Consider the following 17979-nt stretch of genomic DNA (forward strand, 5'->3'; position numbering starts at 1 on the left):
AAGCGAACTTGATGTCAAGGCCGTGGGTGCGGCGACCTCGAGGGCAGCCTCTTCGGGTGGGTCAGGCAGCTCAGCCGGGCGTCAGGCGACGCCGGGCTCGTGCTCGGCGGCCAGGTTGGCGCGCTCGAGCAGGGCACGAACCTCGGACTCGCGGTAGCGGCGGTGGCCACCGAGGGTCCGGATCGAGTTGAGCTTGCCGGCCTTGGCCCAGCGCGTGACCGTCTTGGGGTCAACACGGAAGAGTGCCGCAACCTCTGCCGGAGTCAGCAAGTTCTCGGCATCGAGGTGTCTCGCGGTCATGGTCGTCTCCTCTACGGACAGTGCACCCGTGTCTGTGGGGTACACCATCAGTTTCGGACATTGGTGACGACTTGGGAACAATCCCGACGTGTCATATCTGATGCCCCAAAAGAACTAGTTACTTCCCCGTGACGCGATCGGCTCTAGGCTGATTTCCGCCGCGAGACCCGCGCGATCCCCACCGAATCGAGGAGTCACCACCGTGACCGCGTCGCCCGTCGTACCGCCCTCCCCCGAGCACCCCGAGGACCGCCACGAGCAGGTCGTCTTCTGCCATGACAAGGCTACCGGCCTGCGAGCCATCATCGGCATCTACAGCACGGCGCTCGGCCCCGCCCTCGGCGGGACGCGGTTCTACCCCTACGCCACCGAGGAGGAGGCGCTGGCCGACGTGCTGCGCCTCTCGCGGGGCATGGCCTACAAGAACGCCGTGGCCGGCCTCGACCTCGGCGGCGGCAAGGCCGTCATCATCGGCGACCCGGCCACGGACAAGACCGAGGCGCTGCTGCGCGCCTACGGCCGCTTCGTGGAGAGCCTCGGCGGGCGCTACGTCACCGCGTGCGACGTGGGCACGTACGTCGCCGACATGGACGTCGTCGGCAAGGAGACGCGCTTCGCGACCGGGCGCAGCGAGTCCAACGGCGGCGCCGGCGACTCCTCGGTGCTCACCGCCTGGGGCGTCTTCCAGGGCATGCGGGCCAGCGCCCAGCACGTCTGGGGCACCCCGAGCCTGCACGGCCGCCGCGTCGGCGTCGCCGGCGTCGGCAAGGTCGGGCGCATCCTCACCGCCCACCTGATCGAGGACGGCGCCCACGTCGTGGCCACCGACGTCAGCCCCGGCGCCCTGGAGGCGCTGCGGCTGCGCCACCCGCAGGTCGACGTCGTCGACGACGTCGAGACCCTGGTCCGCTCCGACATCGACATCTACGCCCCGTGCGCCCTCGGCGGCGCGCTCGACGACACCACCGTGGACGTCCTCGGCGCCAGCATCGTCTGCGGCGCGGCCAACAACCAGCTCGTGACCGAGGGGCCCGGCGGCAGCGCCGACCGCCTGATGAAGCGGGGCATCACCTACGCCCCCGACTTCCTCGTCAATGCCGGCGGGGTCATCCAGGTCAGCGACGAGCTGCACGGCTTCAACTTCGAGCGGGCCAAGCAGCGCGCCACGGGCATCTTCGAGGCGACGGCCTCGGTCCTGCGGATGGCCGCCGAGGAGGGCACCTCCCCGGCCGTCGCCGCCGACCGGATCGCCGAGCGCCGCATGGCCACGGTCGGCAACCCCTCGCGGATCTGGCTGCCCAGCGCGCGCTGAACCCCGCAGGCCCGACCACCGGGACCCCGGCCACCGGACACTGACCGCCACAATCCGGACAGATGACCCGCGGTCCGGGCCGGTCCACGCCCCACGGCGTGCTCGACCGGCCCGGACAGGTCACAAAGTGGGCTGCCACACGCATGGCCGGGGAGCGCGAATTTGCATTGCTCCTGTAGCGTTACCACCACGAAATACGAGATTCCCGGGACCGCTCCGTGGAGTCGAACCCGCTGACCACGGGCTCGACCGAGCGATGCCGTCCCGGCAGACGCATGAGGGGGTCGACGCCATGGGGCGCGGCCGGGCCAAAGCCAAGCAGACCAAGGTCGCTCGGGAGCTGAAGTACTTCTCCCCCGACACTGACTTGAGCGCGCTGGAGCGAGAACTGCACGGGTCGTCCTACGCAGAGCCGGAGCGCAGCTCCGAGGATGCCGAGGACGATGACGGCTATGACGACTACGGAAAGTGGGCGTCAGGCCAACGCTGACCTCATGCGGCGCGCCCTCCGGGGCGCGCCGTCCTGAGTCCCGCCCCAGGGCGGGTGGGTCACCCTCACACCTGATCCGGGTGCTGCTGCCGCGACAGCGGTGACGGCGCCCTGTCATGTGCGCGGCCGGGCGACACGCCGGCCGCCTCACCCCTGACGGTCTGGGCAACCTCCGCGGCTGCCGACGTCACCGTGCGCCCATGCAGGCGACGCCTCCGGGTGCCATGCAGCGCCCCAGCGCCCACCGGGCGCGCGGCAGCGCCGGCGCGCCAGCATCCACCGACGCACGGGAGCGCCTCAGCGCCCACCGGGCCCGGAGGAGCTGCGGCTCAGGCCGGGTGCGACCCGACGACCTGCACGGCGCCGCCGTCGACGCCCTTGGCGCCGTGGACGACCTCGACGCCGTCCTCCACCGGCGCGCCCTCGAGCGCGCTCACCTCACCGAGGACCCAGGCGGGCAGGCCGAGCGCTTCCGCGGCGCGCACGGCCTCGTCGGCCTGACTGGCCGGCAGCACCGCCACGAACCCGACCCCCAAGTTGAGCGTGCGCTCGACGTCGGCCACCGGAACCTGACCGAGCTGCTGCACGAGGGTGAAGATCGGCGGCGGCGTCCACGAGCCACGGTCCAGCCGGGCGAAGGTCCCCTGCGGCAGCACCCGCGCGAGGTTGGCGGCGAGCCCCCCGCCGGTGACGTGGCTGAGCGCGTGCACGTCCAGCGCGGGCGAGCGGACCAGCGACAGCAGGTCGCGCGCGTAGACGCGGGTCGGCTCGAGCAGCTCCTCGCCGAGGGTGCGGCCGAGCTCGTCGACGTGGCGGTCCAGCGCCCACCCGGCCCGGTCGAAGACCGCCCGAACGAGGGAGTAGCCGTTGGAGTGCAGCCCCGAGGAGGCCAGCGCCACCACGGCGTCACCGGGGCGCACCCGGTGCGGCCCCAGCACCGCGTCGTGCTCGACCACACCGGTCGCCGCGCCCGCCACGTCATACTCCTCCGGGCCGAGCAGGCCCGGGTGCTCCGCGGTCTCGCCGCCGACCAGCGCGGTGCCGGCCTGCTCGCAGGCCGCGGCGATGCCGGAGACGATCGCCGCGATCCGCTCGGGGACGACCCGGCCCGTGGCGATGTAGTCGGTCATGAACAGCGGCTCGGCCCCGCAGACCACGATGTCGTCGACGACCATGCCGACCAGGTCGAAGCCGATCGTGTCGTGCTTGTCCATCCGCTGCGCGATGGCGACCTTGGTGCCGACGCCGTCGGTCGAGGTCGCGAGCACCGGCCGGTCCATCGCCTTCAGCGCCGAGGCGTCGAACATCCCGGCGAAGCCGCCGAGGCCGCCGAGCACCTCCGGCCGCTGCGCCCGCCGCACGGACGCCTTCATCAGCTCGACCGCACGGTCGCCCGCCTCGACGTCGACGCCGGCTCCGGCATAGGTGATGGGCGAGCTGGGGGTGGTCATGACGGGATCGGTCCTCCGGTATGCCGTGTGGCCGGGTGCGGGTGGGTCGTGCCGGTCGGTCGTCGTGAAGGTCGTCGTGCCGGACGGGGTCAGGGGCGGGTCAGGGCGTCGGACGCGCCGCCGGACACCCCGGTGCCGACACCCTCGACGTCGACCGTGCCGGCGTCGGAGGCGTCAACCCGCCCGGTCGAGATCGGCAGCTCCAGCTCGAGCAGGCCCTTGCCGAGCCGGTCCTCGGAGGGCAGCTCGACCGGGTAGACGCCGGTGAAGCAGGCGGTGCACAGCCGCTCCCGGGGCTGGTCGGTCGCCGCGATCATGCCGTCCTCGCTGATGTAGCCCAGGCTGTCCGCGCCGATGCTGGAGCGGATCTCCTCCACGCCCAGGCCGGTGGCGATGAGCTCGGCGCGGGTGGCGAAGTCGATGCCGTAAAAGCAGGGCCAGCGCACCGGCGGGCTGGAGATGCGCACGTGCACCTCGGCCGCCCCGGCCTCGCGCAGCATCCGCACCAGCGCGCGCTGGGTGTTGCCGCGCACGATCGAGTCGTCGACGACGACCAGGCGCTTGCCCCGGATGACGTCACGCAGCGGGTTGAGCTTGAGCCGGATGCCGAGCTGGCGGATGGTCTGGCTCGGCGCGATGAAGGTGCGCCCGACGTAGGAGTTCTTGACCAGGCCCTGGCCGTAGGGGATGCCCGACTCCTGGGCGTAGCCGATCGCCGCGGGCGTGCCGGACTCCGGCGTCGGCATGACCATGTCGGCCTCGACCGGGTGCTCGCGGGCCAGCTGGCGCCCCATCTCGACCCGGGCCTCGTGCACGCCGCGCCCGCTGATCGTGGTGTCCGGGCGGGCCAGGTACACGTACTCGAAGACGCAGCCCTTGGGCGCAGGCTCGGCGAAGCGGCGGGAGCGCAGCCCGTCGGCGTCGATGGTGATCAGCTCACCGGGCTCGACCTCACGGATGACGCTGGCGCCGACGATGTCGAGCGCGGCCGTCTCGGAGGCCACCACCCAGCCGCGCTCGAGGCGACCGAGGACCAGGGGGCGGATCCCCTGGGGGTCGCGCGCGGCATACAGGGTCTGCTCGTCCATGAAGACGAAGCAGAAGGCACCCCGCAGCCGCGGCAGCACGTCCAGCGCGGCCGACTCGAGGCTGCGGTCCGGGTCGTCGGTGAGCAGGGCCGTCACGAGCGCGGTGTCGGTGGTGTTGCCGCGGCGCAGCTCGCCGCCGAGGTGGCCCGAGAAGCCCTGGCCGCTGCGCTCGGCGAGCAGGTCGCGCAGCTCGGCGGAGTTGATCAGGTTGCCGTTGTGGGCGAGCGCGACGGTGCCCTGGTCGGTGCCGCCGAGCGTGGGCTGGGCGTTCTCCCACGTGCTGCCGCCGGTGGTCGAGTAGCGGCAGTGCCCGACCGCGAGGTGGCCCTTGAGCGAGCCGAGGCTGGTCTCGTCGAACACCTGGGAGACCAGGCCCATGTCCTTGTAGACGAGCACCCGCGAGCCGTCGCTGGTCGCGATGCCGGCGGACTCCTGACCGCGGTGCTGCAGGGCGTAGAGCCCGAAGTAGGTCAGCTTGGCGACGTCCTCGCCAGGGGCCCAGACGCCGAAGACGCCACAGGCGTCCTGCGGGCCCTTTTCGCCGGGGAGGAGGTCGTGGGACAAGTGCCCGTCGCCGCGTGCCACGTGCTCAGTCTCCCACAGGGCTCAGGCGCGCCGGTCGAGCAGGACGAAGACGATGCCGCCGAGCAGCACCCCGAGGGCGGCGAAGCCCACGCCGACGAACCCGATCTCGCCGGCCGCGCCGTACCTGGCGGTGGGCGGGCCGAGCACGCTGACGACGAAGCCGACCAGGAAACCGAGGACGCCGCCGGTCAGCAGGAAGGGGGCGATCCGGGGCGCGCGACGCGGGGTGCGGGGCGGTTGGCTCACGCCTTCCACGGTAGGTGATCGCCGGGCGACCCATCCGTGCGGGGCCGCGCACCGAACCACCGGCATGGGGATCCGAGCGGCAGCAAGCGCCTCCTGGCGGCACGCCCTCACGGGCATCCTCGCCGCCGTGGCGGGTATCGCGGCGGGTCACCTGGTCGCGGGCCTCACCGACCCGGCGGCCTCCCCGGTGCTGGCGGTCGGCTCCACCGTCATCGACGCCACGCCCACCCCGGTCAAGGAGTGGGCGGTCGCGCACTTCGGCACCAACGACAAGGCGATCCTGCTGGGCAGCGTCACCTTGGTGACGCTGGTCCTGGCGGCGGCCGCGGGGGTGCTGGCCCGGCGCCGGTTCGGCTACGGGGTGGCATTCCTCCTCGTGCTCACCGGCCTGGCCCTCGCCGCGGCGCTGACCCGCCCGGTCGCCGCGCCGGTCGACGCCCTGCCCGGCGTCGCCACCGCGGCGGTCGGCCTGGGCGTGCTGGTCCTGCTCGTGCGGCTCCTCGCCGGAGGCGCGGCGCGCAGCGGACTGGCCGTCACGGCATACCCCACGGCCGGCGACAGCCGGCGCACCTTCCTCATCGGCGCCGCGGGCGTCGGGGTGGGTGCGGTCGCCGTGGGCGCCCTCGGCCAGCGGCTCGCCGACTCCGGCACCACCGGCGTCGCGGCACTGCCCGCCCCGCGCGACCCCGCCGTGGCGTTGCCCACCGGCCTGGAGGCCACGGTCAAGGGCATCTCGCCGCTGCGCACCTCCACCGCCGCGTTCTACCGGGTCGACACCAACCTCGTCGTGCCCAGGGTCCGCGCCGACGGCTGGCGGCTGCGCATCGACGGGATGGTCGAGCACGAGCTGACCTTCTCCTACGCGGACCTGCTGGCGATGCCGCTGGTCGAGCGGGACATCACGCTGACGTGCGTCAGCAACGAGGTCGGCGGCGGCTACGTCGGCGCCGCCCGCTGGCTGGGCGTGCGGCTGGAGGACCTGCTGGGGCGCGCCGGCGTGCACGAGGGCGCCGACCAGCTGCTCAGCACCGCCGTCGACGGCTTCACCATCGGCACCCCGATGCAGGTGGTGCGGGACGGGCGCGACGCGATGGTCGCCATCGGGATGAACGGCGAGGCGCTGCCGGCGAAGCACGGCTTCCCGGCCCGGCTCGTGACGCCCGGGCTCTACGGCTTCGTCGGGGCGACCAAGTGGCTGACGAAGCTGACCGCCACCACCTATGCGAGGGACCGCGCCTACTGGACCCGGCGCGACTGGGCCACGCAGGCGCCGATCAAGACCTCGGCCCGGATCGACACGCCGCGCCCGCTGTCGACGATCCCGGCCGGCATGACCGCGATCGGCGGGGTGGCCTGGGCCCAGCATCGCGGCATCAAGGCCGTCGAGGTGAGTGTCGACGAGGGGCCGTGGCAGAGGGCCACGCTCGGTCCGGACGTCGGCCTCGACTACTGGCGCCAGTGGTACCTGCCGTGGAAGGCGACCTCCGGACGCCACCAGCTGCGCGTGCGCGCGACCGACGGCACCGGTGCGGTCCAGACCGACCGGCGCGCCACGCCGTTCCCCGACGGCTCCAGCGGCATCCAGGACGTCGTCGTCCTCGTCGCCTGAGCCCCGCATCGCTGAAAACTGTTCAGCCACAAACCAATCCATCCGCAGGTCAGCACCGAACAACCAGTGCAAGCAGGACAACAACAAGGAGATCCGTCATGAAGATCCGTCGCGCCAGCGCCATCGCTGCCGTTGCCCTTGCACTCCCCCTCGGCCTGGCCGCGTGTGGCAGCAGTGACAGCAGCGCCAGCAACCCCACCACCAGCGCCTCCTCCCCGGACTCGATGACCTCGAGCCCGTCGGCGACCTCCTCCTCCGCCGACGCCATGTCGCAGGTGTTCGGCGCCGGCTGCGCGGCCGTGCCGAAGGACGGCAAGGGCAGCTTCAACGGCATGGCCACCGACCCGGTCGCCACCGCCGCCAGCAACAACCCGCTGCTGACGACCCTGGTCACCGCCGTCAAGAAGGCCGGCCTGGTCGACACGCTGAACTCCGCGGACGGCATCACGGTCTTCGCGCCGGTCAACGACGCCTTCGGCAAGCTCGACAAGGCGACCCTCAACAAGGCGATGGCCGACCCCAAGGGCCTGCTGACCAAGGTGCTGACCAACCACGTCGTCGCAGGCAAGCTGACCCCCGAGCAGCTGGCGGGCACCCACAAGACGCTCGGCGGCGGCAGCATCACGGTGGCCGGCTCCGGCCAGGACTTCACCGTCGACGGCAACGCCAAGGTGATCTGCGGCAACGTCCCGACGGCCAACGCGACCGTCTACATCATCGACGGCGTGCTCCTGCCCAAGTCCTGAGCCGGTTTGCACGGGTAGAGCATCATGGTCCGCATGGCACTGGTCCCTTCGGTCGAACCGTCGTCCGGGGGGACCGGTGTGCCCGCAGGCGGCCCCGCCGAACCGCGGGCCGACGACCTGGCCGAGATGCTCAAGGCGTGCTCCCTCGGCGACGAGGACGCCTTCGCCCGCCTGTATGACGCGACCTCCTCCCGGATCTTCGGGCTCGTCCTGCGCGTGGTCCGCGACCGCGCGCAGGCCGAGGAGGTCACCCAGGACGTGCTCCTGGAGATCTGGCGCATGAGCGCCCGGTTCGACCAGGAGCGCGGCTCGGCACTGTCCTGGATGCTGACCATCGCGCACCGCAAGGCCGTCGACCGGGTCCGCTCGGCGGAGGCCTCGACCCGGCGCGAGGCGGCCTACGAGGCCCGCAACCAGGCACCGGCCTACGACTCCACCAGCGAGGAGGCGCACCGCCACCTCGACGCCCAGCGGGTCCGCCGGGCGCTGGACACCCTGACCGAGGCACAACGGGGAGCCCTGGAGCTCGCCTACCTCGGCGGCTACACACATCGGGAGGTGGCAGCCATGCTGGACCTACCGCTCGGCACGGCGAAGACCCGCATCCGCGATGGCCTGATCCGGCTGCGCGACACGCTAGGACTCGAGTCATGAGCGACGACATCCACGGTCTCTCCGGCGCCTACGCCGTCGACGCCGTCGACGCCGACGAGCGGGTCGCGTTCGAGCAGCACCTGGCCGTGTGCAGCCAGTGCCGCGAGGAGGTCGCCAGCCTGCGGGCCGCGGCCACGCAGCTGGCCGGCATGACCGAGACGGCCCCGCCGGCCGGGCTGCGCGCCGCCGTGCTGCGGGAGATCTCCTCGATCCGACCCCTGCCGCCGGTCGTCGACGGCCCGCTCCAGCTCGCCGAGCCCGCGGTCGCCGCGACCGAGGGTGCCTCGACGCCGGTCACCGAGCCCAAGCCGGCTGTGAACCCGCCGGTCGAGGTGCCCGAGGCGACTCCGGCCGAGGCATCGGCGGCCCCGGACGCCGACGAGCTCTCGGCCCGACGGGGCCGGCGTGTCGCGTCCCCGGCCCGCTGGCTGATCGGCGTGGCGGCAGCAGCCCTGCTCGCCCTGGCCGTCGTCTGGCAGCCGTGGCAGCAGTCCCCGGCGCCGCTGGACGCCACACAACGGGTCATCGCCGCCGCCGACGCCCAGCGCTTCGCCAAGACCCTCGACGGCGCGCGGGCGACCATCGTGCGCTCGGCCAGCCTGGGCAAGGCGGTCATCATCGCCGACAACATGCCCGCCGCCCCCGCCGGCCACGTCTACGAGGTGTGGCTCCAGCACAAGGACGGCCGCATGGTCCGCGCCGGCCTGATGCCCCAGGGCAGCCAGAAGCAGGTGAGCATGGTGCTCGACGGCGACGCCGCGCAGGCCGTGGGCGCCGGCATCACGGTCGAGCCCGAGGGCGGCTCCGACTCCCCCACGACGGCGCCGATCGCGGTCATCTCCTTCGCCTGACGCGCCAGGGTCACAGGCTGGCGCGCAGGCGGGGGATGACCTCGATGGCGACCTGCTCCAGCACGGCCGGCCGGCCGGCATACACGCCCTCGGGGCGCGGCCAGTGGCTGATCACGTCGGTGAAGCCGAGCTCGGCGGCGCGCCCGACCATGTCCTCGAACGCCCCCGCGCTCTCCATCGAGAACTGCGGCGAGGAGTCGAGGTTGAGGTAGCGCTCGAAGCCCTCCCCGTCCCGCCCGGCGTCGGCCAGGGTCTGGGTGAGCCGCTCCGAGAGCACGCCGACGGCGGCGAACCACTCCTCGAGCGTGTCGACGTTCGGCCCGGTGGTGACCCAGCCGGAGCCGAACCGGGCCGCCAGGCGCAGCGAGCGCGGGCCGTTGGCGGCCATGACGAACGGGATCCGCGGCTGCTGCACGCACCCCGGCAGCGAGCGGGCGTCCTGCGCCCGGAAGTACTCCCCGTCGTGGTCGACGTGGTCCTGCGTCAGCACCCGGTCGAGCAGGGTCACGAACTCCTCGAACCGGTCGACCCGCTGCTTCACGCTCAGCCCCGGGTCGCCGAGGATGCGCGAGTCGAGGTCGCCGCCGGTGCCCAGGCCGGCGATGACGCGCCCCCCGGAGACGTCGTCGAGGGCGAGCAGGTCCCGCATGAACGTCACCGGGTGGCGGTAGTTCGGCGAGGCGACGAACGTGCCCAGCCGGACCTGCTCCGTCACCATCGCCGCGGCGGTCAGCGTCGGCGTCGTGCCGAACCACGGCTCGTCCGGCAGCCCGGCCCACGTGAGGTGGTCGTAGGTCCAGGCGTGGTCGAAGCCCCACGCGTCGGCCTGCCGCCACATCGGCTCGGCGTCGGACCAGCGGTGCTCGGGCAGGATCGTCAGGCCGAATCGCATGCGCCTCAGTCTGCCCCGGTCCCGAGCGGGGCGGCGGCCGGGTCGAGCACCCGGGCGAGGAAGCCGCGGGTGCGCTCGTGCTGCGGCGCCCCGATCACCTGACGGGCCGGACCGTCCTCGACGACCTGGCCCCCGTCCATGAACACCACGCGGTCGGCGACCTCGCGGGCGAAGCTCATCTCGTGGGTGACGACCAGCATGGTCATGCCCTCCTCGGCGAGCGAGCGCATGACCGCCAGCACGTCCCCGACCAGCTCCGGGTCGAGCGCGGAGGTGGGCTCGTCGAAGAGCATCACCTCCGGGCCCATCGCCAGCGCGCGGGCGATGGCGGCCCGCTGCTGCTGGCCACCGGAGAGCTGCGCCGGGTAGGCGCCGGCCTTGTCGGCCAGACCGACCCGGTCGAGGTTGGCACGGGCGACGCGTTCGGCGGTGGCCCGGTCCGTGCCGAGGACCCGCCGCTGCGGCAGGGCGACGTTGTCGAGCACCGACAGGTGCCCGAAGAGGTTGAACTGCTGGAACACCATGCCGATCCGCCGGCGCGCCCGGTCGATGTCCACGTCGGGGTCGGTGAGCTCCACCCCGCCGACGGTGACGGTGCCGGCGCCCGGCTGCTCCAGCAGGTTGACGCAGCGCAGCAGCGTGGACTTGCCCGACCCGCTCGGGCCGATGACGCAGACCACCTGCCCCTTGGCGACCTCGAGGTCGATGCCGCGCAGCACCTCCAGGTCGCCGAAGCTCTTGCGCAGCCCGGCGACCGCGATCTCCGGTGTCGTGTCGGTGCTCAACGGGACCGGGCTCCCCTCGCCTCGAGCCACCGGGCCAGGAAGCCCAGCGGGATGGTGAGCAGCAGGTAGCACAGCCCGCTCACCAGGATCGGTGTGGAGTTGGCGCTGTCGCTGGCCAGGTTGCGCCCGAACGCGGTCAGCTCGCGCTCGGCGATGGTGACGCCGAAGAACAGCACCAGCGAGGAGTCCTTGAACAGCAGGACCAGCTCGTTGGCCATCGGCGGGATGACGATGCGGAACGCCTGGGGGATGACGATCGAGCGCATGGCCCTGGCCTGGCTGAAGCCGAGCGAGCGCGCCGCCTCCACCTGCCCGCGCGGCACCGCCTGGATGCCCGCCCGGATCGTCTCGGCCATGTATGCCGCGGCCACCAGTCCCAGCGCCAGCGCCACCTTGCCGGTGGTGCCGCCGGGGATGACGGCCGTCGGGAAGGCCAGCGGGATGGCCACGCCGATGAGGATGAAGACGATGACGGCCGGCAGCCCGCGGAACAGCTCGACGTAGACCGTGGCGAACCAGCGGTAGGGACCGACCGAGGAGAGCCGCATCAGCGCGATGACCACGCCGAGCGCCAGCCCGACGACGAACCCGGCCAGGGTGTAGACCACCGTGTTGCGCAGGGCGACGGTGATGATGTCGGGGAACAGCTGGCGGACCAGGTCGCCCTGGGCGAACTGGTTCTGCAGCTGGGCCCAGTCGGCCTTGACGGCGACCAGGACGACGACGGCGACGAACACGGCATACTGCGCGCCGCGCGACCACCGCCGTCGCCGGCGGGGAGAGAGCGCCACGACCGGCTACTTCGTGGGGGCCGGGCCGGCCGTGGCCGGCACGTAGGGGCCGATCCACTTCTCGTAGCTGGCCTTGTAGGACCCGTCGGCCTTCATCTCCGCGATCGCCTTGTTGAGGGCGGCGACGAGCCTGGTGTTGCCCTTGCGGACCATGATCCCGTACTGCTCGCTGGTGTTGAGGTTGTCCTTGACCTCGAACTCGGCGGCCAGGTCGGGCTTCTTCAGCCAGCCGGCCACGACGGGGTAGTCGGTGATGACGGCCTGGACCTGCCCGGTGCGCAGGCCGTTGAGCAGGGCGTCGCTGGACTCGAACGAGACGGGGTCCAGGCCCTGCTTGGTGGCGTACTCCTCACCGGTGGTCTGCGTCTGCGCGCCGATCTTGTGCCCCTTGGCACCCGCCAGATTGGCGATGTCGGTGCCCTTCTTGACCAGCAGGGCCTGCGTGGCGTCGAAGTACGGCGCGGAGAAGTCGACGTTCTTCTTGCGCTCGTCGGTGATGGTGATGCCCGCGGCGGCGACGTCGCACTGGCGCGTGTTGAGGAACGCACCGGTCTTGAAGTTCTCGAACGGGGTGTCGACGAACGCCTGCTTCACCCCGAGGTCCCTGGCCGCGCGGTCCACGACGTCGACGTCGAACCCGACGACCTTGCGGCCCTGCTCGGACTGGAACGGCGGGTAGGGCAGGTGCGTGCAGGTCGTGATGACGCCCGCCTTGGCCAGGCCGCTCGCCGTGTCGGTCTTCGCGCTGGCGCCCGAGGAGCAGGCGGCGAGGGCGAGGACGGAGGTCAGGGCAAGGGGGATGGCGGCGAGGCGACGATGCATAAGGTCAGGTTATCAACCATTCAACTTTTGCTTATCAGTGGGAGCAGGGTGGACAGGTCGGCCCGCTGCCCGCTGGCGCGCACCGTGCCCCCCGCCTCCGCCTCGGCCCACTGCTGCTCGCCGGTCGCCAGGGCCAGCCAGGTCGCCGCGTCGGTCTCGATGACGTTGGGCGGGGTGCCGCGGGTGTGGGTCGGCCCCTCGATGCACTGCACCGCCCCGTAGGGCGGGACGCGGACCTCCAGCGTCCGTCCCGGTGCGCGGGCGGCCAGCTCCTCGAGGGTGAACCGGACGGCCGTGGCCACGGTGGTGCGCTCGGCCGCGGACGGGTCGGCCCGCCATACCTCCAGGGCTTGCAGGCCCGCGGCGGGTGGGATGCGACGGCGAGGTGGCATGCCCGCATCGTCGCATTTGCATCAGGTCCCACCCGACACGGATGCTGTCGGGTTGTGAAGGCCACGACGATCCACGCCCCGTTCGACATCCGACTCACCGACGTGCCCGAGCCCACGCTGCTCGCACCGACCGACGCCATCGTGCGCGTCACCGCCTCCTGCATCTGCGGCTCGGACCTGTGGCCCTACCGCGGCGAGAACGACATCACGGAGGGCTCGCGGATCGGCCACGAGTTTGTCGGCATCGTCGAGGAGACCGGCTCGGCCGTCTCCTCGGTGCGCAAGGGCGACTTCGTCATCGCCCCGTTCATGTACTCCGACAACACCTGCCCGCACTGCCAGAACGGCGTCCAGTCCGCGTGCGCGACCGGCGGCTTCTGGGGCGGCCACGACCGCGACGGCGGCCCGGTCGACGGCGGCCAGGGCGAGTTCGTCCGCGTGCCGCTGGCCGACGGCACCCTCGTCGCGACCCCCGAGGTCCCCGACGAGTCGATGGTCGCCTCACTGCTGAGCCTGTCCGACGTCATGGGCACCGGCTGGCACGCCGCCGTCGCCGCCCGGGTCGCCGAGGGCGACACGGTCGTCGTCGTCGGTGACGGCGCCGTCGGCCTCTCCGGCGTCCTCGCCGCCCACCGCATGGGCGCGGCCCGCGTCGTCGCCATGTCGCGGCACGCCGCCCGCCAGACCATCGCCCGCGAGTTCGGCGCCACCGAGGTCATCGCCGAGCGCGGCGACGAGGGCATCGACGCGGTGCTCGAGCTGACCAAGGGCGTCGGCGCGGACGCCGTGCTGGAGTGCGTCGGCACCGACCAGGCGATGAAGACCGCCATCGCCGTGGCCCGTCCGGGCGCGACGGTCGGCTACGTCGGCGTCCCGCACGGCATCGAGCTGCCGCTGCGCGACATGTTCGTGCGCAACGTCGGCCTGGCCGGCGGCATCGCCCCGGTGCGCGAGTACCTCCCCCAGCTGCGCGACGACGTGCTCTCCGGCGCGATCAACCCCGGCCTCGTCTTCGACCTCGAGATCCCGCTGGACGAGGTCGCCGAGGGCTACGCCGCGATGCACGAGCGCCGCGCCATCAAGACGATGCTGCGGCCGTAGTTGAGTGCTGAGGAGGTCGGGTTCGTCCCCGACGACGACGGGCGTGGCGGGGTGACCGTCATGCTCGGCGAGACCCCGCAGTCGCACGTCGACCCGGGCGACCCGACCCACCTCGTCTTCGACTACGTGCAGTACTTCGCGTGCGTGCTGCAGACGCTGCCGCCGGGCCCGCTCGGCGTGACCCACGTCGGCGGCGGCGGGCTGACCCTGGCCCGGCACGTCAACGCCGCCCGGCCCGGGTCGCCGCAGATCGTCCTCGAGCCGCACACCGCGCTGACCGAGGCGGTCCGCCGCGAGCTGCCGCTGCCCCGCCAGCACCGGATCCGGGTGCGCCCGCTCGACGGGCGCACCGGGGTGGCGCAGCTCGCCGACGCCAGTGCGGACGTCGTCGTCCTCGACGCGTATGCCGGGGGGCGGGTCCCGGCGGACCTCACCACGGGCGAGTTCCTGGCCGACGTGGCCCGGGTGCTCAAGCCCGGAGGCCTGTTCCTGGCCAACCTCGCCGACGAGCCCGGGCTGCGCTACGTCCTGCGCGTCGTGGCCACCGCCCGGCAGCACCTGCCCGAGGTGGCGCTGGTCGCGAGCGTCGAGGTGCTCAAGGGACGGCGCTTCGGCAACGCGGTGCTGGTCGCCTCGCGGGCGCCGGTGGACGCCGACGAGCTGGCGCGCCAGGTCCGGCGGATCCCGTTCCCCGCCGGGGTCCGCGGCGCCGCCGAGCTCGGCCGACAGGCGGCCGGGGCCCAGCCGTTCAGCGACGCCGACCCCGGGATGTCCCCTCCACCGCCGCCGGCGAAGGGGTGGCGGGTGCGCTAGCCGGCCACCCGGCATACCGCTCGGGGGTGGAGTCGCCTCAGAGGCGGCCGCCCGCGCTCTCGCCGCCGCCGACCCGCTGCGCCAGGTAGACGGGCACGAACGACATGACGATCAGGATCGCGGCCACGACGTTGATGACCGGCGCCTGGTTGGGGCGGAACAGGTTGCTGAAGATCCAGATCGGCAGGGTCTGCACGCCCGCGCCGGCCGTGAACGTCGTCACGATGATCTCGTCGAAGGACAGCGCGAACGCCAGCAGCGCGCCGGCGAACAGCGCCGAGCGGACCGCCGGCAGGGTGACCAGCCGGAACGTCTGGAACGTGCTCGCTCCGAGGTCGGAGGACGCCTCCTCCAGCGAGGTGCCGGTGCGGCGCAGCCGGGCCAAAACGTTGTTGTAGACCACGACGATGCAGAACGTGGCGTGGCCGATGATCACCGTCATCAGCCCCAGCCCGATGCCGAACGGGCCGAGGATCGAGCGGAACGCGTTGTTCAGCGCGATGCCGGTGACGATGCCGGGCAGGGCGATCGGCAGCAGGACCAGGAACGAGATCGACTCGCGGCCGAAGAAGCGGTAGCGCTGCACGGCGAACGCCGCCATCGTCCCCAGGACCAGGGCGATCGCCGTCGCGCCGAGGCCGGCCTTGACGCTGGTGCCGAGAGCCTCGATGACGCCGGAGTTGTGGATCGTGCGGCCCCACCACTCCAGGGTGAAGCCCGAGGGCGGCCAGCCGAACGTGCGCGAGGTGTTGAAGCTGTTGACCAGCACCACCAGCAGCGGCACGTAGATCGCGGTCATCCCCAGGATCACCGCCAGTCGCAGCAGGATCCGGGCCCGCCTGGACAGGATCACGGGAGGCTCCTCACAGGTTGTCCAGGGCGCCGGTGCGTCGGACGGCGACCAGGTAGATGACCATGGCGACCACCGGGAACGTCGCGGCCGCGGCGGCGAACGGCAGGTTGTTGGCCGTGCCGATGTTGTCGTAGATGACGTTGGCGAACAGCTGCGTCGCGCCGCCGACGATCTTGACGGTGATGTAGTCCCCGAGGCTGAGCGAGAAGGTGAAGATCGACCCGGCCACGATCGCCGGGAACAGCAGCGGCAGCACCACCGAGCGGTAGGTCCGGCCGGCGGGGGCGCCGAGGTCGCTGGAGGCCTCCAGCAGCGAGTCCGGCACCCGCTCCAGCCCGGCGTAGACCGGCAGGATCATGAACGGCAGCCACAGGTAGGCCAGCGTCAGCACCGTGGCGAAGAGCCCGTAGCCCGGGGTGTGCAGCCCGAGCGGGTTGAGCGCCCAGTCGATGACGCCGTTGTCGGCCAGCATGACCCGCCACGAGTAGGCCTTGACCAGGTAGCTCGCCCACAACGGCGTGAGGATCGCGACCACCATGATCTGGCGGGTGCGGCTGCTGGCGACCTTGGCCATGTAGAACGCGATCGGCAGCGCGATGAGGGCGTCCACCACGGTCACCGCCGCGGCCACGCCGAGGCTGCGCAGCGCGATGGTGCGGTAGACCGCGTCGTTGAGCAGGGTGTGGAAGTTGTCCCACGTGAACTGGCGGATCACGTCACCGGTGAAGGTGTCCGTCGTCCAGAACGCGGCGACGAACATCGCCGCCAGGGAGCCCAGGTAGGCCACGACGAGCCACAGCCCCGGCAGGGAGAGCAGTCCGCCGAGCCGGAGCCCGGGGTGACGGTAGAGGGTGCGCGAGGTGGCCAGCGCAGGGACGGACACGAGCTCCCGCAGCCGGCCCCGGTCCTCCCGGGGCCGGCTCGGGGAGGGGTGACCCGGCATACGGTCAGCCCTTGATCTCGGTCCAGGCCTGGGTCCACTTGGAGTAGTCGACGCAGGTCGTGTTCGTGCGGCCGTCCAGGCACTGCTTGGTCGGCGTCGTCCAGTAGTAGATGTTGTCCGAGTAGGCCTTGTCCGCGGCGTGGAACTGCTCGCACTGGGCCTTCATGTCGGGCTGGTCGCAGGCCTTGGACTGGGCCGGGGCCTCTCCGAACCACGCCGCCACCTGGGCGTTGACCTTGGGCGAGACGATGTAGTTCATCCACTGGTACGCGCAGTTGGGGTGCTTGGTCTTGGAGGAGACCATCCACGTGTCCGACCAGCCGGTGGAGTTCTCCGTCGGCACGATCGCCTTGACCTTGACCTTGTTGTCGGCCTGGACGAGGTTGGTGATGACCTGCCATGTCGTGCCGATCACCGAGGTGCCGGAGTCGAACGCCTGCACCTCCTTGGTGTAGTCCGCCCAGTACTCCCCGACCAGCGGGCGCTGGCCCTTGAGCAGGTCGACCGCGGCCTTGAACTGCTTCTCGTCGAGCGCGTAGGGGTTCTTGATCCCCAGCTCGGGCTTGGTCTTCATCAGGTAGAGCGCGGCGTCGGCGATGTAGATCGGCGAGTCGTAGGCCGTGATCTTGCCCTTGTAGGGCGAGTTCGGGTCGAAGACCGCGCCCCACGAGGTCGGCGGGGTCTTGACCACGCCCTCGTTCCACATCAGCAGGTTGGCGCCCCAGCCGTGCGGGATGCCGTACATCTGGCGCTTGCCGTTGATCTCCACCGAGTTCCAGTCGCGGTCCTTCAGGAACGGGTAGATCGTCGCGTAGTTGGGCACCAGCGCCGTGTTCACCGGCGCGACGTCACCGGAGTAGACCATCCGCAGCGTGGCGTCGCCCGAGGCGGAGACCACGTCGTACTCCCCGGTGTGCATCAGGGTGACCATCTCGTCGGAGGTGTTGGCGACCTTGACGTTGACCTGGCAGCCGGTGGCCTTCTCGAACGGGTGCACCCAGTCCTGCTTGGGGTCGTTGGACCCGTCCTCGGCGTAGCCGGCCCAGGCGATCACGTTGAGCTGGCCCTCGCCGGCCCCGACCTTCTGGGCCATGGCGACCTTGGGCGGGGGCTGGCGGGTGGTGCCGCCGGAGCTGCTGCCACCAGTGGTGGCCGAGCTGCACGCCGCCAGCGCGAACGCACCGACGGCGGCGACGGCCGCCGCGAGCGGTCGGGGCTTGAACATGGTGACCTCCAGGTTTCCGGGCTGGTGACG

General features: G+C 72.0%; 20 protein-coding genes. 8 read left to right on the forward strand and 12 right to left on the reverse strand.

Going from position 1 to position 17979, the window contains the following annotated elements:
* Positions 1-81 precede the first annotated feature (81 nt).
* Complete coding sequence (locus AC3ANM_RS09915; protein WP_488284249.1) at positions 82-300, reverse strand: BldC family transcriptional regulator; 219 nt, start codon at positions 298-300, stop codon at positions 82-84.
* A 202-nt stretch (positions 301-502) separates the two neighbouring features.
* Here AC3ANM_RS09915 and AC3ANM_RS09920 point away from each other — a divergent pair, with 202 nt between their 5' ends.
* Together AC3ANM_RS09920 and AC3ANM_RS09925 are read left to right on the forward strand one after the other, a co-directional pair.
* Entirely contained in the window at positions 503-1612 is a 1110-nt protein-coding gene (locus AC3ANM_RS09920) for a Glu/Leu/Phe/Val dehydrogenase dimerization domain-containing protein (protein ID WP_488284250.1), read from the forward strand.
* A gap of 292 nt (positions 1613-1904) precedes the next feature.
* On the forward strand, positions 1905-2102 hold the full coding sequence (locus AC3ANM_RS09925) for a DUF3073 domain-containing protein (RefSeq protein ID WP_488284251.1): 198 nt from the start codon (positions 1905-1907) through the stop codon (positions 2100-2102).
* 329 nt (positions 2103-2431) lie between these two features.
* Here AC3ANM_RS09925 and purM read toward each other — a convergent pair whose 3' ends face one another.
* The 3 genes from purM to AC3ANM_RS09940 form a co-directional block, all read right to left on the reverse strand.
* A complete protein-coding gene (purM, locus tag AC3ANM_RS09930; protein WP_488284252.1) occupies positions 2432-3553 on the reverse strand; it encodes a phosphoribosylformylglycinamidine cyclo-ligase in 1122 nt (373 codons plus the stop codon).
* An 89-nt stretch (positions 3554-3642) separates the two neighbouring features.
* On the reverse strand, positions 3643-5226 hold the full coding sequence (gene purF, locus AC3ANM_RS09935; protein ID WP_488284253.1) for an amidophosphoribosyltransferase: 1584 nt from the start codon (positions 5224-5226) through the stop codon (positions 3643-3645).
* Positions 5227-5247: 21 nt separating this feature from the next.
* Complete coding sequence (locus AC3ANM_RS09940; RefSeq protein ID WP_488284254.1) at positions 5248-5472, reverse strand: hypothetical protein; 225 nt, start codon at positions 5470-5472, stop codon at positions 5248-5250.
* A 64-nt stretch (positions 5473-5536) separates the two neighbouring features.
* On the opposite strand from AC3ANM_RS09940, the gene AC3ANM_RS09945 reads away from it, so the two are divergent.
* The 4 genes from AC3ANM_RS09945 to AC3ANM_RS09960 all read left to right on the forward strand — a co-directional run bounded on the left by AC3ANM_RS09945 (position 5537) and on the right by AC3ANM_RS09960 (position 9332).
* A complete protein-coding gene (locus AC3ANM_RS09945) occupies positions 5537-7081 on the forward strand; it encodes a molybdopterin-dependent oxidoreductase (protein ID WP_488284255.1) in 1545 nt (514 codons plus the stop codon).
* A gap of 98 nt (positions 7082-7179) precedes the next feature.
* The gene (locus tag AC3ANM_RS09950) at positions 7180-7827 is read left to right on the forward strand and encodes a fasciclin domain-containing protein (RefSeq protein ID WP_488284256.1); all 648 of its coding nucleotides are present in this window, start codon (positions 7180-7182) and stop codon (positions 7825-7827) included.
* Between the two features lie 24 nt (positions 7828-7851).
* The gene (gene sigK / locus AC3ANM_RS09955; protein WP_488284257.1) at positions 7852-8481 is read left to right on the forward strand and encodes an ECF RNA polymerase sigma factor SigK; all 630 of its coding nucleotides are present in this window, start codon (positions 7852-7854) and stop codon (positions 8479-8481) included.
* Complete coding sequence (locus AC3ANM_RS09960) at positions 8478-9332, forward strand: anti-sigma factor (protein ID WP_488284258.1); 855 nt, start codon at positions 8478-8480, stop codon at positions 9330-9332. Before sigK ends, AC3ANM_RS09960 begins: the two co-directional genes overlap by 4 nt.
* A gap of 10 nt (positions 9333-9342) precedes the next feature.
* Here the strand turns inward: AC3ANM_RS09960 and AC3ANM_RS09965 are convergent, their stop codons facing one another.
* The 5 genes from AC3ANM_RS09965 to AC3ANM_RS09985 are packed head-to-tail and all read right to left on the reverse strand — an operon-like array spanning position 9343 to position 13014.
* Positions 9343-10224, reverse strand: a complete 882-nt coding sequence (locus tag AC3ANM_RS09965; protein WP_488284259.1) for an LLM class flavin-dependent oxidoreductase — start codon at positions 10222-10224, stop codon at positions 9343-9345.
* 5 nt (positions 10225-10229) lie between these two features.
* Positions 10230-11009, reverse strand: coding sequence for an amino acid ABC transporter ATP-binding protein (locus AC3ANM_RS09970; RefSeq protein ID WP_488284260.1), 780 nt, complete (start codon positions 11007-11009; stop codon positions 10230-10232).
* Complete coding sequence (locus AC3ANM_RS09975) at positions 11006-11800, reverse strand: amino acid ABC transporter permease (protein ID WP_488284261.1); 795 nt, start codon at positions 11798-11800, stop codon at positions 11006-11008. Before AC3ANM_RS09975 ends, AC3ANM_RS09970 begins: the two co-directional genes overlap by 4 nt.
* 6 nt (positions 11801-11806) lie before the next feature.
* A complete protein-coding gene (locus AC3ANM_RS09980; RefSeq protein WP_488284262.1) occupies positions 11807-12622 on the reverse strand; it encodes a transporter substrate-binding domain-containing protein in 816 nt (271 codons plus the stop codon).
* 20 nt (positions 12623-12642) lie between these two features.
* Positions 12643-13014 (reverse strand): sterol carrier family protein, encoded by a 372-nt coding sequence (locus tag AC3ANM_RS09985; protein ID WP_488284263.1) that lies wholly within the window; start codon positions 13012-13014, stop codon positions 12643-12645.
* 54 nt (positions 13015-13068) lie between these two features.
* Here AC3ANM_RS09985 and AC3ANM_RS09990 point away from each other — a divergent pair, with 54 nt between their 5' ends.
* Positions 13069-14115 (forward strand): zinc-dependent alcohol dehydrogenase family protein, encoded by a 1047-nt coding sequence (locus AC3ANM_RS09990; protein ID WP_488284264.1) that lies wholly within the window; start codon positions 13069-13071, stop codon positions 14113-14115.
* Complete coding sequence (locus AC3ANM_RS09995; protein ID WP_488284265.1) at positions 14116-14928, forward strand: spermidine synthase; 813 nt, start codon at positions 14116-14118, stop codon at positions 14926-14928. It abuts the gene before it with no gap.
* A gap of 37 nt (positions 14929-14965) precedes the next feature.
* Here AC3ANM_RS09995 and AC3ANM_RS10000 read toward each other — a convergent pair whose 3' ends face one another.
* From AC3ANM_RS10000 to AC3ANM_RS10010, 3 genes are read right to left on the reverse strand one after another with little or no spacing between them, the layout of a single operon-like run.
* A complete protein-coding gene (locus tag AC3ANM_RS10000) occupies positions 14966-15781 on the reverse strand; it encodes an ABC transporter permease (protein ID WP_488284266.1) in 816 nt (271 codons plus the stop codon).
* A 10-nt stretch (positions 15782-15791) separates the two neighbouring features.
* Positions 15792-16724 carry an ABC transporter permease gene (locus AC3ANM_RS10005; RefSeq protein WP_488284267.1) on the reverse strand — a complete coding sequence of 311 codons (933 nt, stop codon included), beginning with the start codon at positions 16722-16724 and terminating at the stop codon, positions 15792-15794.
* 4 nt (positions 16725-16728) lie between these two features.
* Positions 16729-17949, reverse strand: coding sequence for an ABC transporter substrate-binding protein (locus tag AC3ANM_RS10010; protein WP_488284268.1), 1221 nt, complete (start codon positions 17947-17949; stop codon positions 16729-16731).
* Positions 17950-17979 lie beyond the last annotated feature (30 nt).

This window comes from Oryzihumus sp. JJN4-3R (assembly GCF_057747915.1).

What these genes read in the sequence shown, in the direction of transcription:
- AC3ANM_RS09980 (WP_488284262.1), bottom strand. Translation starts at nt 12,622, where the DNA reads ATGCATCGTCGCCTCGCCGCCATCCCCCTTGCCCTGACCTCCGTCCTC.
- AC3ANM_RS09960 (WP_488284258.1), top strand. Translation starts at nt 8,478, where the DNA reads ATGAGCGACGACATCCACGGTCTCTCCGGCGCCTACGCCGTCGACGCC.
- AC3ANM_RS09950 (WP_488284256.1), top strand. Translation starts at nt 7,180, where the DNA reads ATGAAGATCCGTCGCGCCAGCGCCATCGCTGCCGTTGCCCTTGCACTC.
- AC3ANM_RS10005 (WP_488284267.1), bottom strand. Translation starts at nt 16,724, where the DNA reads ATGCCGGGTCACCCCTCCCCGAGCCGGCCCCGGGAGGACCGGGGCCGG.
- AC3ANM_RS09985 (WP_488284263.1), bottom strand. Translation starts at nt 13,014, where the DNA reads ATGCCACCTCGCCGTCGCATCCCACCCGCCGCGGGCCTGCAAGCCCTG.
- purM (WP_488284252.1), bottom strand. Translation starts at nt 3,553, where the DNA reads ATGACCACCCCCAGCTCGCCCATCACCTATGCCGGAGCCGGCGTCGAC.
- AC3ANM_RS09965 (WP_488284259.1), bottom strand. Translation starts at nt 10,224, where the DNA reads ATGCGATTCGGCCTGACGATCCTGCCCGAGCACCGCTGGTCCGACGCC.
- AC3ANM_RS09945 (WP_488284255.1), top strand. Translation starts at nt 5,537, where the DNA reads ATGGGGATCCGAGCGGCAGCAAGCGCCTCCTGGCGGCACGCCCTCACG.
- AC3ANM_RS09915 (WP_488284249.1), bottom strand. Translation starts at nt 300, where the DNA reads ATGACCGCGAGACACCTCGATGCCGAGAACTTGCTGACTCCGGCAGAG.
- AC3ANM_RS10010 (WP_488284268.1), bottom strand. Translation starts at nt 17,949, where the DNA reads ATGTTCAAGCCCCGACCGCTCGCGGCGGCCGTCGCCGCCGTCGGTGCG.
- sigK (WP_488284257.1), top strand. Translation starts at nt 7,852, where the DNA reads ATGGTCCGCATGGCACTGGTCCCTTCGGTCGAACCGTCGTCCGGGGGG.
- AC3ANM_RS09925 (WP_488284251.1), top strand. Translation starts at nt 1,905, where the DNA reads ATGGGGCGCGGCCGGGCCAAAGCCAAGCAGACCAAGGTCGCTCGGGAG.